Source organism: Trinickia sp. (assembly GCF_051961175.1).
Taxonomy (GTDB): Bacteria; Pseudomonadota; Gammaproteobacteria; order Burkholderiales; family Burkholderiaceae; genus Trinickia.
The window spans coordinates 16,011-29,500 of the sequence record NZ_JBQCDN010000138.1 but is presented as its reverse complement, the minus strand read 5'-3'; the positions used below and the strand labels follow the sequence as shown (position 1 = coordinate 29,500).

Here is a 13,490-nt window from a genome sequence, read left to right as displayed (position 1 = left end):
ACCATCTTGCCGATCAGGTGCGCATAGCGCTCGTCCTCGGGATGCACCATGACGGCGACGTCGCCGAGCATCGTTTCGGGGCGCGTCGTGGCGACCGTCAAATGGCCGCTGCCGTCGGCGAGCGGATAGCGGATGTGCCACAGATGGCCGCTTTCTTCCTCGCTGGCCACTTCCAGGTCGGACACGGCCGTCATCAACACCGGGTCCCAATTGACGAGGCGCTTGCCGCGATATATGAGACCCTGAACGTAAAGGCGCACGAAGACGTCGCTGACGACCCGCGACATCTACTCATCCATCGTGAAGTACTCGCGCGACCACTCGATCGAGGCGCCCCGGCGCCGTACCTGGTTCGTGATCGTCGAGCCCGATTTTTCTTTCCATTCCCAGACGCGTTCGACGAATTTTTCGCGGCCCAGGTCATGGCGCGAGATGCCTTGTTGATCGAGCTGGCGTTCCACGACGATCTGCGTGGCGATGCCCGCGTGATCGGTGCCGGGCAGCCACAGCGTGTTGTCGCCGAGCATCCGGTGATAGCGCGTGAGGCCGTCCATGATCGTCTGATTGAACGCGTGGCCCATGTGCAGCGTGCCCGTGACGTTCGGCGGTGGCAGTTGGATCGAGAAGTTGGCGCGGGGGGCGCCGGCCGCGTCCGGCGTGAAGACCGGTTGCGCGTATCCGCGTCTTTCCCATTCGGGGCCCCATTGGGCCTCGATCGTCTGAGGCTCGAAACTCTTGGCCAGCGTGGTGTCGGTCATGGTTGGAATCCGCCGAAAAATGCTTGTAATGAGATGGAGTATCCGGTCAGGAACCTGTGGAAAGCCGCATCCGGCTCGGTTTGCAGGTTCGAAACCGTCAATTATAAGGGGACGGCCGATGCACGCGACGCGCGGCCTTATAATGATGGGCTCGCAACGCGTTGCCGCATGCGGCATTGCGCGCTCCTTCCGCACGCTGAAGAACGCTTCCTCCATGCCAGAACTGCTCGCCAACCTGAACCCCGAACAATATGCGGCCGTCACGCTGCCGAACGAACCGGCGCTGATCCTGGCGGGCGCGGGCAGTGGCAAGACGCGCGTGCTGATCACGCGCATCGCATGGTTGATCCAGCAAGGTTTCGCGTCGCCGCCCACCGTGCTGGCCGTGACTTTTACGAACAAGGCGGCGCGCGAGATGATGAGCCGGCTTTCGGCCCTGTTGCCGATCGATACGCGCGGCATGTGGATCGGCACATTCCACGGCTTGTGCAACCGGATGCTGCGCGCCCACCATCGCGATGCAGGGCTGCCCGCGACGTTCCAGATCCTCGATACCGCCGATCAACTCTCGGCGATCAAGCGGTTGATGAAGGGGCTGAACGTCGACGACGAAAAATATCCGCCGAAGAACCTGCAGTACTTCATCAACAACGCGAAGGAACAAGGGCTGCGCCCCGATCAAGTCGACGCGACCGATAACTTCAACTTGAAATTCGTCGAGCTCTACCGCGCTTACGAGCAGCAGTGCCAGCGCGAGGGTGTCGTCGATTTCCCGGAACTGCTGCTGCGCTGCTATGAACTGCTTGCGCATAATGCGCCGCTGCGTGCCCATTATCAGGCGCGCTTCAAGCAGATTCTCGTCGACGAATTCCAGGACACGAACAAGCTGCAATACGCTTGGCTGAAGCTGCTGGCGGGGCAGAGCAATGCGATTTTCGCCGTGGGCGACGACGATCAATCGATCTATGCGTTCCGCGGGGCGAACGTCGGCAACATGCGCGACTTCGAACATGAGTTCAACGTCCGCAATCTGATCAAGCTCGAGCAGAACTACCGCTCGCACGGGTACATTCTCGATACGGCGAACGCACTGATCGCGCACAATTCGCGCCGCCTCGGCAAGAATCTGCGCACGGACGCGGGGCACGGCGAGCCCGTGCGTGTCTATGAAGCGGCCACCGATTCGCAGGAAGCGGGCTGGATCGTCGAGGAAATCCGCGCGCTGATCAACAACGGTCTGGCACGCGGCGAAATCGCCGTGCTCTACCGCAGCAATGCGCAATCGCGCACGATCGAACATTCGCTGGTGAATGCGGGCATCGCCTATCGCGTCTACGGCGGCCTGCGCTTCTTCGAGCGGCAGGAAGTGAAGCACGCGCTGGCCTACCTGCGCCTGATTGATAACCCGAACGACGACACCGCCTTCGCTCGCGTCGTCAATTTCCCGACGCGCGGGATCGGTGCGCGTTCGATTGAGCAATTGGCCGACGCCGCGCGCCTGTACAACTGCTCGATGGCGGCGGCGATTCCGTACGTCACCGGGAAGGCGGGCACGAGCCTCGGCTCGTTCGCGAATCTCGTCGCGAAGATGCGCGCGGAGACGGAGCGGATGAGCTTGCCGGAGACGGTCGAATACGTGGTTCGTGTCAGCGGCTTGTCGGAGTTCTATCAGAACGAGCGCGAAGGCCAGGACCGGCTCGAGAACTTGCAGGAACTCGTCAACGCTGCCACGGCGTTTGTCAGCGAAGAAGGCTACGGGCTCGATACGCCCGCGCGTTCGATCCGGCTCGCGCCGGGTGCGACGGCGGCGCCTGAGCTGGCTGTCGGGTTGCTCGACGATGAAACCGTCGTCCTCGATGCGGCCAGCTTGAGCGACCCTGCGCAAAACCCCGATACGATGACGCCGCTCGCCGGCTTCCTATCGCATGCGTCGCTGGAGGCCGGCGAGAACCAGGCGCAGGCGGGGCAGGATGCCGTGCAGTTGATGACAGTGCACGCAGCGAAGGGGCTGGAGTTCACGGCCGTGTTCATCACGGGGCTCGAAGAAGGGTTGTTCCCGCACGAGAACAGCGCGATGGAAGCCGATGGCCTCGAGGAAGAGCGTCGGCTCATGTACGTCGCGATCACGCGTGCGAAGGATCGGCTTTATTTGTCGCTCGCGCAAAGCCGCATGCTGCATGGGCAGACGCGCTACAACGTGCGTTCGCGGTTCTTCGACGAGTTGCCCGAGACGACACTCAAGTGGTTGACGCCGAAGGTGGAGGCGGGATCGCGCTGGGGCGGTCGCTCCGATAACGCCGGTTGGGGGCGCGATTGGTTTGCGCGGCCTGATCGCGGCGGTCCTTCCGCACACTTCGAGGCTGCGCCGCTACCGGCGTTCGCGAATGAACAGCGCGCGGCCGATACGGGCTTTCGTGTCGGCCAGCAAGTGTTCCATACGAAATTCGGCGAGGGCGCCATCACGGCGCTCGAAGGCAGCGGCGCCGATGCGCGCGCGCAGGTTCGATTCAAGCGGCACGGCGAGAAGTGGCTCGCGTTGTCCGTGGCGAAGCTGCAAGTCGTGGAATGACCTTCCATGCAAACCGGATCGCGGCGCGATCGTTCGTGCCTGCGGCCGGCCAGCGAAGGTTCGAAGCGATAACGAGATTGAGCAAGCACTGGGCATATTCCGATGAGTACGCATAACGAGAACGATCCCGGCGCGGTGCGCCGGCTAGGTGTATTGGCGGCGCTGGCGCAAGAGCTCGGCGATCTGGTTGAGGCGATGCGCGCCGAGGGCGAACTGCGCACCGTCACGCTGGGGCGGCGCGATTATCACGTCGGCACGGCCTATGGGGTGCCCTGTGTCGTCACTCTGGCGCGGGTGGGCAAGGTCGCGGCCGCTGCGACGGCGAGCGCGTTGATTCACGTCTTCAACGTCGACGCAATGGTCTTCACGGGCGTGGCCGGCGGAGTGGGCAGCGGGGTGCGCGTGGGCGATATCGTCGTGGCCGATTCCCTGCTGCAACATGACATGGATGCCTCGCCGCTGTTCCCGCGTTATGAAATCCCGCTGCTGAATCAAGCGCGCTTTCCCACGCATACGCCGCTGGCCGATGGATTGAGCGCCGCTTGCGAGCGGTTCGTCTCCGATGCGGGCGCTGCGCTCGTCCAGCGCTTCGGTTTCGACGCTCCGCGCGTACACCGCGGCTTGATCATCAGCGGCGATCGGTTCGTGTCGAGTGCGAGCGAGGTGCGCGCGCTGGCGAGTGCGCTGCCCGATGCGATGGCGGTGGAAATGGAAGGCGCGGCAATGGCGCAGGTGTGCTACGAGCATGATGTGCCTTGCGCGATCGTACGAACGATTTCGGATACCGCCGACGATCACGCGACGGCCTCGTTCACCACCTTCCTGACCGATATCGCCGGCACGTATTCGTCGGGTGTGCTGGGGCATTTCCTGCGGCAGTACGCCCCAGCCCCGGCTGAAGGCGGGCGCGTCTAGCGGCGGTACGGCGGCAACTGAGGATCCACCTCCAGGACCCAGTTCGGTTGCGCGTATTCGACGAGGCCGCTTTCATACAGTGCATTCGCGAGATCCAGCGCCTGTACACCGGCGACGGAGCCCACCTTGAAGGCCGTGCCGCCGGCGACCGGTTCCGCGCGCAGGCCGCGTGCGGCCAGCCATGTTCGAACTGGGTCGGGACTCATGCTGTCGGCGAGCGTAAAGAGAACGCCCGGGGCTTGTGTCATGAGCCTCGCGCGGCCTGGATCCTGATCGGTCGAGTATACGGGCAGCGCCGTACCGTCGGCGCCGCCGCTTCGATTGCCCTCTGCTTGGAACGATTCCGAATGGCGCGCGGTGCCGGGCTTCGTCGCGCGTCCGCTGGCGGCCCTGTCAAGTTGCGGCTGACGATAGAGCGGCATCCTGGTCGTACCGTCGTACCAGTATCGTGCTTGTGTTTCGGCTTGCGCGGCCATGCCCGCGGGCACGTCTAAGCAGACGAGCGCGGCGGCGCAGGCGGCGAGCCAACCGTATTGGCGCATAGTGTTCGATGACTAGGTGAGTTGAAGGAGGGCTTGACGTAGTCGCACGGGCACGCCGGTGCCGAGCGCGTCCTCGATGCGCAGGGTCCAGATGCCGCTCGCGGGTTCATCGAGTGCGGTGACGGCATGCGTGCGGTACCGGTGACTCATGCTCGCCGTGCTGCATGCATCCGCTGTTTCGCCGCGAAGTTCAAACGAGCTGGCACACGGCGCATATTCGCGGCTCAGCACGATCTTCGTGCCGGCCGGTGATTCGAGCGTTACGCGCAAGGCTCGGAAGTTCGGGTGCTCGAACGTCAGATCGGCTTCGAGGAATTCGACGGTCCGGCTGCCGCAGTTCAGATACAGCGGTTGCTCGACGGTGCCCTCGGAGGCGGAGACGCCGCGCTCCACGCCGTTCGGGCGATACGAGCCGCTGCACGAGTGCGCCCAGAACGTCGGCGACGAGCCGCCGACGGACATGAACCGCTGCGCATACGAAACGGCAGCGTTCGCATCCACCAGGCCGAAGCCGTAGCGCGTGCTGTAGCGATAGGGGCGGTCCGCGTACGGATTGAACCCCGCCGTCTCGATCCATTCGGCGTCCGGATCGCGTTCCATCGAAGGCAGGATGCGCGCCGTGCGCGCCAGAATGAGACGGATGTCGCGCCATGTCAGCTTCGGGTTGGCCTGCAACATGAGCGCGACAACGCCCGAGACTTCGGGGGCCGCCGCCGAGGTCCCCCCGAAGTCATGACGATAGCGGCCGAATGCGTCGGTTGTGGTGATGCCGGGTGTCTCTCGCCCGTCGTTGCTGGGCGCGCAAACCAGCAGATTGGAACCGTGGGCCGAATACGCCGAAGCCACGCCGTTTGCGTTGACGGCGCAGATGATCAACGTTTGTTTCGTCCGGTAGCCATAGTAATTGCTGGACGTGTAGTGAGGTGTGCGCTTGCCCGATATCGCGTACTCGTCGTCGTCGCGGTTGCTGTTGCCGGCGGCGAATACGTAGACGACGCCTTTACCGAAGCGGCCTTGGTTGACGCCTTTGCGGATCACTTCCGCCATCATCGTATCGATTGGGGTGGGCATGCCCGTGCTCTCCGGCCCCCAGCTGTTGTTCGATATCGCGATGGTGCCGTCGCGGATGCCGCGGCCGAGCGCATCGACGACATCGGACAAGTACTGTGTGCTGAGGATGTTGAAGCCGGCCACGCTGGCGCCCGGTGCGACGCCTACGCCACCTACGCCGTTGCGCGCGGCCGCGATGATGCCGGCGACGGACGTGCCGTGCGACAAGCGCGCCTCCGCCGGCGTGGGATCGCGATCGCCGGTTCGGTAGTTCATGCTGAGCCCGGGCGCGATGTTCGCGCGCAGATCCTCGTGGCCGATCTCCACGCCATTGTCGAGTATGGCGACGGTCACGCCCTTGCCGTCAATGCCTCGCTGCCAGACCGGTGCGACGTTGAGATCCATGCCGCGCAAGCCGCGTAGGCCACGGGAGGGATCGCCTATTTGGCCCGTATTGATCAGATGCCACTGAAAGGCGAGTAAGGGATCGGTGCGTTCGTCGGCCGCGACGGGCGGCGAAGCACCGCTGTCGCCGCCGCTTGCGCCCCCGCAGGCGGCCAAGGTGGCGGCCAGGGTGGCAGCTAAGGCGGCGGACAGCGTGGCGGCAAAAGGTTTCGATGCGGTGCGAAAGTGGCGGCAGCGCTCGAACATGGTCATCGACGACTCCTGTGCGATGGCGGGGGATCCCGATGTCGCAAAGTAGTCGTTCTGAAACCTGGATCGTTGAGCGGGGCTGTTCTTTCGGACGAAATGAACCCCGCGCGAGCGCGGGGCCGCGGATACCGGTCAGGCGCGGGCCGGACGGTGGTGCTCGAGGTTCGGCAGCAGGATCGTGAGGATGCCGATCAGCGGCAGGAACGAACAGACTTTATAGACGAAGCCGATGCTCGTCGCGTCGGCCAGATTGCCGAGGACGGCCGCGCCGACGCCGCCCAGCCCGAACGCGAAGCCGAAGAACAGGCCTGCGACCATCCCGACGTTGCCGGGAATGAGTTCCTGCGCGTAGACGAGGATGGCCGAGAACGCGGAGGCCAGCACCATGCCGATGACGACTATCAGCACACTGGTCCAGAACAGATTCGCGTAGGGCAGCATCAGCGTGAACGGCGCGACGCCGAGGATCGACACCCAGATCACGTACTTGCGGCCGATGCGGTCCCCGATCGGGCCGCCGATGATCGTGCCCGCAGCCACGGCGGCCAGGAACACGAACAGGTGGATCTGGGCGGCCTGCACCGACAGGTGGAATTTGTCGATCAGATAGAACGTGAAATAGCTGTTCAGGCTCGCGAGGTAGAAGTATTTCGAGAAGATGAGCAGCACGAGCACGCCGATGGCCAGCGCCACGCGCGACCTTGACAGCGTCGGATGCGATGCGCGCGCACCGGTCCTTTTCTTCGTCGAGGGGTGCCGGCTGTACCAGCGGCCGATATTGACCAGGACGACAATGGCGACGAGCGCGGCCACCGAGAACCAGGCGATGCTGCGTTGGCCGTGCGGAATGACGATCAGCGCGGCCAACAGCGGCCCGAGCGACGAGCCGGCATTGCCGCCCACTTGGAACAGCGACTGCGCGAGCCCGTAGCGTCCGCCCGAGGCCATGCGCGCGACGCGCGACGATTCCGGGTGGAAGACCGACGAGCCGCAGCCGACCAGCGCGGCGGCGACGAGCAGGATGCCGAAGTTCGGTGCCATCGACATCAGCACCAGGCCCGTCAGCGTAAAGCCCATTCCGACGGGCAGCGAGTAGGGCTGCGGCCGCTTGTCGGTGTAAAGCCCGACCAGCGGCTGCAGCAGCGAGGCCGTGATTTGATAGGTGAGCGTAATCAGGCCGATCTGCGCGAACGACAGCGAGAAGTTTTGCTTCAGCATCGGATAGATGGCGAGGATCAGCGACTGAATCATGTCGTTGAGCAAATGCGAGAAGCTGATGGCGCCGAGCACCGTATAGGCGGTGCGGGACACGGCGCCGGCCGCCGCCGGTATCGCCGCTGCCGGATCCCCGGCAAGGGTATTTTTCTGAATACTCGTTTGCATCGTGGGCACTTTGAGGAAAGAAAAAACAACGCGGGCTGAGCGATGAGCCGCGCGCGTGGCTTGATTCGTCGGGCTTGGAACTGGTTTTAGTGTAATTTGTCTTGAAAAGATCAAGCGGACAAAGTTTGTCGCGAATGAGACAGGGCGCCGTGAGACAGACCTGTGCGGGGCGTCGCCTTTGCGGAACGATCACGCAGTAGGGCAGAAGCCGGGAAAGGCGCAGGACAACCGGCGACGGCCGTGGCCGCGCGGTTAGCGGCGTTTTCGTCGCAATGTCTTTTTGTCCGGTTATAAAGCCATCGTCCGGAGTCGGCGTGCCATGAGCCGCCGGTACCGGGTTTACCTATCTCGCTGCGCACTAAAGAAGTGCACGTGAGGTGCCGTTGACCCGAGTAGGTCGTTCCAGAAATTGCGCTGCCCTACCCGCGGCGGCGAGCAATCGAAAAAAAGGGGTTCCATATGAAGGCAGTTTCGCTGGGCAGGCGTTCGGGTGCAGGGTTCGTTCCGGACGGCACGGGGGCCGGCGGTAAATCGCACAAGCGCGCGGCAAGTTCGAGGCTGAGCGCCTTGTCGGTGAAGGCGTCGTTGCGCCTGGCGTTCGCGATTGTGCTCGTCGGCACATTGGCGATCGGCGTGTTTTCGCTGACGCAGATCGACCGCTTGAACGGATCGACGAAATCCATCTACGAACAGGGCCACGTCGCAAGCCGTGCCGCCGAGGAAGTGCGCGCCAATGTGCTGCGTGCGAGCCGCGCGCAGAAAATGCTGCTGACGGCGACGACGGCGAAGGAACGCGACGAACTCGGCCAGGACGTCGAGAAAGGGCTGACCACCATCAACGGCGAGCTGCAGACGCTGCAGCAATATACCGACGCCTCCGACGCCGAAGGCATTGCCGAGCAAAAGAAATTCGCGGCGGCCGTGAATACCTGGGCCGACCACCTGCGCACGTTCGTGACGCTCGTGAAGGCGCAATCGCTCGATCTGTCGCAAATGAACTGGCAAGTCGGCATGCAGGACGTTTCTCTCCTCGTCGAAACGGGCAAGCTCGAAAAACTCGTCGACGACCTCGTGCAGCGCCGGGGCACGGCCGCCAAAGCCACGATCGAATCCTCGGCCTTCATTTTCAAATCGTCGTTCGTGATGATCGCGGCCATGACGATCGGGCTGATGGTGGTGGCGTTCTTCGTCAGCGAGTGGGTGGTGCGGCGCCTCACGCGCCAGCTCGGCGGCGAACCCGCCTATGCCAAGGAGATCGCGAGCCATATCGCGGCCGGCGATCTGTCGAACCCTATCCGGCTCGGCAAGAAGGACACCTCGAGCATGCTGTACGCGTTGACGGAGATGCAAACGGGGCTGGCCGCGACGGTCGGTGAAATCGCCGCGAGCGCCGAGGCGATTTCGTCGGCCGCCGGCGAGATCTCGATGGGCAACCTCGATCTGTCGCAGCGCACGGAACAGCAGGCCGTCTCGCTCGAGCGTACCGCGACGAGCATGGAAGAGCTGACCTCGACCGTGAAGCAGAACGCCGACAACGCGAAGCAGGCGAGCACGCTGGCCAACAACGCGTCGGAAATCGCCTCGACTTGCGGCGACGTCGTATCGCGCGTCGTCACGACGATGGGCGAGATCAACGACAGTGCCAAGAGTATCGGCGACATCATCGGCGTGATCGACGGCATTGCGTTCCAGACGAACATTCTGGCACTGAATGCAGCCGTGGAAGCGGCGCGTGCGGGCGAGCAAGGCCGCGGTTTCGCGGTCGTGGCCGGTGAAGTGCGCTCGCTCGCGCAGCGCAGCGCGGCGGCGGCCAAGGAGATCAAGACGCTCATCAATACGTCGCTGGAGCGCGTCGCGAACGGATCGCACCTTGCCACCGACGCCGGACAGACGATGGACGAGGTGGTCAAGGCCGTGAAGCGCGTGACCGATATCATGGGCGAGATCTCGGCGGCTTCGTCGGAGCAAAGCGCGGGCATCGAGGAAGTGAATCGCGCGGTCACGCAGATGGATGCCGGCACGCAGCAGAACGCCGCACTCGTCGAAGAAGCGACCGCCGCCGCGCGCTCGCTCGACGATCAGGCCAAGGCGCTCAAACGCCTCGTCGGTCAGTTCAAGCTGCACGCGGGGCGGTGATCGATGGCCCCGTTGACCGGCCGATACGTCGGCGGCGCCGACGGGGGATGAGACAAAACGGGCCGCTCGGATGGAGCGGCCCGTTTTTGTTCGGAGCGGCCGTGTCTCGGTCGCCGGTCGTTGGTCGTCGGTCGTGAGTTCCGCTCAGTGCGCTGGCGACGGCGATGACGCCGCTGGCATTGTCCCCGGCGACACCACCACCGTGCATGTCGTGCCGGCCGATAGAATGAGCCCGTCGGGGATGCGGTCGATATGAATCCGCACCGGCACGCGCTGCGCGAGCCGGACCCAGTTGAACGTCGGATTGACGTCGGCCACGAGCTCGCGGCTTTGCGGATTGTCCCGATCGTAGATGCCGCGCGAAACGCTTTCGACGTGACCTTGCAACACACCGCCGCTCATCAGCCGGATTTCCGCCTTGTCGCCGATCTTCACCCGCGGGAGCTTCGTTTCCTCGAAGTAGCCGTAAACCCAGAACGAATGGCTGTCGACGATGGCGAGTTTGGGCGTGCCGGCGGTCGCATAGTCGCCCTGGAACACCGACAGGTTCGTCACATAGCCGTCCACGGGCGAGACGACCGTCGTGCGCGAAAGATTCAGCTTGGCCGCGTCGAGCGCCGCCAGTGCTTGCTGATATTGCGCTTGCGCACTCGCGGCGGCGCTCGAGGCGTTTTCCCGGTTTTCCTTCGACACCACGAGGCTGTCCATATCGGCGCGACGGGCCGCGTCGGCACGCCGCATCTGCCATTCGGCACGGCGCGCCGCCACGGCCGCCTCGGCTTGTTCGACAGCCACTTGATAGTGCGCCGGGTCGATCTTCATCAGCACCTGGCCTTTCCTGACGAACATGTTGTCGGCGACGGGCAGCTCGACGACGGCGCCTGAGACGTCCGGCGCTACCCCTACGATTTGCGCGCGTACCCGGCCGTCGCGCGTCCAAGGCTCATCCATGTAGTGGACCCAAAGCCGATGGCCGATGGCCAGCGCGAGCACGAGCAGCAGCGCGGTCGCGATGAATCCGATGAGTTGTCGAAGCGTCATGATTGCAGTCTGAAAAAGGACGATCAGCGAAAAAGCGATCAGCGATAAACGGCGAGGCCGAGCACGCCGCAGATACAGACGAGCAGGCTCGCGCGAAAGAGCGCCGGGTGCCATACCCAGCGGTAGAGCCCGGCCTGTGCCAGCAGGCGATCCGCAAGCCAGGTCAGGGCCGCCCCGGCGATGCAAAGCGGAACGAGTGCGGGAATGTAGGCGCCGAGCATGGCGATCTCGCGGTGCATGGATCACTCCTTCAGGCGGATGCCGCGGGATCGCGACGTGCCGCGCTCGCGTAGCGCGCGAGCGGCGATTGCGGGTCGATGAGCGCCGTGCGCACGAAGTGCAGGTAGCTCAGTGTGCGTTGCAGGCGGTGCCGCTCCTCGCGCGGAGGTGCGAACGTCGCCAGCGCTTGCTGGGTCGCGGCGATCGCATCGACGTTCGCGGCCAGCGCGGCGTCCAGACGCGCATCGCTCGGGCGCGCGAAGAGGGCGGTCAGCGCGCGCGCCGAGCGCGCGATGCTGCGCCGCCACGGCATCGTGGGCGCATAGCGCGCGTCGCTCGGCAAGGCGCCCAATTCGCGGCGCAGATCGATGACGGCATGTCCGACTTCGAGCACGGCAATGAGCCAGGCCAGCGCGTTGCGCTGTTCGCTCGGCTCATTTTCCATCAACGCATGAGCTTGAAAGGCGAGATCGCGCGCGCGGCTCTCGAAGCGCGAACGCACGCGTGCCAGCGGGGCTTTGCACGCCAGCACCACCTGGCGCCGCAAGTCGGCCAGCAGATGGCGGCGCAGCCAAGGCGTCGACGGCGGCAGCAGCACGGCGAACGCAATGGCGCTGACCACCATCGACAGCACGACCGCGATCGCGTCGTTCGCGTAGGCGGCCGGATCGTAGCTCACAAGGTTGTCCGGGGCCGCCAGCACGCAGAAGAAGATGCTGTAGCCGGCGCCGTAGCCGGCGAGGCGGGGCCGCGTCGTCATGAAGATGCCGAGGGCGAGGGCGGGCGCCAGCACGGCGCACAGCAGCGGGAATCCGTCGATGTGCGGGTAGGCGCCGAACACGACGATGAATCCGACGAGCGTCGCGAGCGTCGTTCCGGCCGCCATCTGAGAGGCCATGCGTGTGGGACGCGGCGAGGACGAGGCGAGCGCGCAGACCGCCGCCGCGGTGAGCACCAGCATCGACCCATTGGGCCACGCCGACATGATCCAGAACGCGCTGAGCGCAGCCATGATGAGGGCCCCACGCACGCCGGCCACGAGCGTAAGTACGCCGTTGGTCTTCGGCTCATAGCGTTCGGGCGTGCGTTCGCGTTCGTGCGTCGAGGCCGCGAGCGACGCATAGGTCAGCGCGTACGCATGCATATCGTCGACGAATCGGTACAGCAGTTCCGAGGCGGTATCGAAATCGAGCAGGGCGAAGCCGGGCCGTGCGGCCAGGACTGCGCGCGCCTCGCGCACGCGACGCGGCAACGCGGCCTTGAAGGCTTCGAGCTTGCGCGCCGAACCGGCGGCGTCTCGGGCGGTCAGCACGGGTTCGCCAGGGTTGTGCAGCAGCGGCGCCAGTTCCTTGAAGTAGGGCTCCAGCGCGTCCACGGTCTCTTGCGCGCCGGCGGCGCGCAGCCGGTTCATCAATTGGTGCAAGGCATGAAATCGCGTCGAGGCGGTCATGAACTCGCTGTTCAAGCGCGCGAGGCGCCCGCTGCGGCCGCGCGACTCTGGGCCTTCGAACACGGCGATGCTGCGCATCGCTTCGAAGCCGACGATTTCCGCCAGAAAGCGCGCGTTCTGACGTTCGATTTGCTCGCGATCGACGCGCCCCGAGAGGGCCGCCGCCACGTATTCGACAAAGGCGGAAAAGCGCGCACGCACGGTCGTGCGCATCTGCGAGCTGGCGTGCTGCGGCAACACCAACGCGCCGACGAAGCCCGCGCAAAGCACGCCGAGCGTGACCTCGGCCGCGCGTGTCAAGGCGGAGAGAAACGCCCCGTCCGGATGCTGGGCGGCCGGGATACCGATCAGCGCAGCCGTGTAGCCGGCGAGCAGGAAGCCGTACGAGCGGAAGTTGCGATTACGCGCGGCGCCGGCCGTGCAGATCCCCGTCCATAGCGCGAGCGCACCGAGAAAGAGCTCACGTTGCGGCGCGAACACGGCAATCAGGACGAGCGTGGCGACGAGGCCGACCAGCGTGCCGCCGATCCGGTAGAAGCTCTTCGCGAGAATGGCACCGCTCTGCGGCTGCATGACGATGAATACGGTGGTCATGGCGGTGCGCGGCTGGGGCAGATCGAGCCGCATGGCGATGCCGAGTGCGAGGAACGCCGCGATGAGCGCCTTGAACAGATAGATCCAGGTGAGACCGTCCGTGCGCGCCCAATCCGATAGGGCGGCTTGGAGGGACTTCGGCGAGCGCGGGGCGCGGAAAGCGGGATCGGCCATGACGT

General features: G+C 64.8%; 9 protein-coding genes and 1 pseudogene. 3 read left to right on the top strand and 7 right to left on the bottom strand.

The annotated features are described in order from the left end of the window. Positions 1 to 758 (bottom strand): annotated as a pseudogene (locus ACTHL0_RS07675) (class I tRNA ligase family protein); the annotation flags it as partial. Positions 759 to 972: 214 nt separating this feature from the next. Here ACTHL0_RS07675 and ACTHL0_RS07670 point away from each other — a divergent pair. Both ACTHL0_RS07670 and ACTHL0_RS07665 read left to right on the top strand, forming a co-directional pair. Continuing rightward, positions 973 to 3,327: a UvrD-helicase domain-containing protein gene (locus ACTHL0_RS07670; RefSeq protein ID WP_440566117.1), complete on the top strand. Its 2,355-nt coding sequence runs from the start codon at positions 973 to 975 to the stop codon at positions 3,325 to 3,327. Between the two features lie 102 nt (positions 3,328 to 3,429). Continuing rightward, entirely contained in the window at positions 3,430 to 4,242 is an 813-nt protein-coding gene (locus ACTHL0_RS07665) for a 5'-methylthioadenosine/adenosylhomocysteine nucleosidase (RefSeq protein WP_440566116.1), read from the top strand. On the opposite strand, the gene ACTHL0_RS07660 is transcribed toward ACTHL0_RS07665, so the two are convergent. The 3 genes from ACTHL0_RS07660 to ACTHL0_RS07650 all read right to left on the bottom strand — a co-directional run bounded on the left by ACTHL0_RS07660 (position 4,239) and on the right by ACTHL0_RS07650 (position 7,871). Further along, on the bottom strand, positions 4,239 to 4,784 hold the full coding sequence (locus ACTHL0_RS07660; protein WP_440566115.1) for a hypothetical protein: 546 nt from the start codon (positions 4,782 to 4,784) through the stop codon (positions 4,239 to 4,241). The genes ACTHL0_RS07665 and ACTHL0_RS07660 overlap by 4 nt on opposite strands. Before the next feature lie 12 nt (positions 4,785 to 4,796). Beyond that, positions 4,797 to 6,491 (bottom strand): S8 family serine peptidase, encoded by a 1,695-nt coding sequence (locus ACTHL0_RS07655; RefSeq protein WP_440566114.1) that lies wholly within the window; start codon positions 6,489 to 6,491, stop codon positions 4,797 to 4,799. Between the two features lie 129 nt (positions 6,492 to 6,620). Beyond that, positions 6,621 to 7,871 carry an MFS transporter gene (locus ACTHL0_RS07650; protein WP_440566113.1) on the bottom strand — a complete coding sequence of 417 codons (1,251 nt, stop codon included), beginning with the start codon at positions 7,869 to 7,871 and terminating at the stop codon, positions 6,621 to 6,623. A 459-nt stretch (positions 7,872 to 8,330) separates the two neighbouring features. Here ACTHL0_RS07650 and ACTHL0_RS07645 point away from each other — a divergent pair, with 459 nt between their 5' ends. Continuing rightward, positions 8,331 to 10,007, top strand: a complete 1,677-nt coding sequence (locus ACTHL0_RS07645) for a methyl-accepting chemotaxis protein (protein WP_440566112.1) — start codon at positions 8,331 to 8,333, stop codon at positions 10,005 to 10,007. A gap of 144 nt (positions 10,008 to 10,151) precedes the next feature. Here ACTHL0_RS07645 and ACTHL0_RS07640 read toward each other — a convergent pair whose 3' ends face one another. From ACTHL0_RS07640 to ACTHL0_RS07630, 3 genes are read right to left on the bottom strand one after another with little or no spacing between them, the layout of a single operon-like run. Then, the gene (locus ACTHL0_RS07640) at positions 10,152 to 11,048 is read right to left on the bottom strand and encodes an efflux RND transporter periplasmic adaptor subunit (protein ID WP_440566111.1); all 897 of its coding nucleotides are present in this window, start codon (positions 11,046 to 11,048) and stop codon (positions 10,152 to 10,154) included. A 38-nt stretch (positions 11,049 to 11,086) separates the two neighbouring features. Next, positions 11,087 to 11,287 carry a DUF1656 domain-containing protein gene (locus ACTHL0_RS07635; RefSeq protein WP_440566110.1) on the bottom strand — a complete coding sequence of 67 codons (201 nt, stop codon included), beginning with the start codon at positions 11,285 to 11,287 and terminating at the stop codon, positions 11,087 to 11,089. 11 nt (positions 11,288 to 11,298) lie between these two features. Further along, the gene (locus ACTHL0_RS07630) at positions 11,299 to 13,485 is read right to left on the bottom strand and encodes an FUSC family protein (protein ID WP_440566109.1); all 2,187 of its coding nucleotides are present in this window, start codon (positions 13,483 to 13,485) and stop codon (positions 11,299 to 11,301) included. Positions 13,486 to 13,490 lie beyond the last annotated feature (5 nt).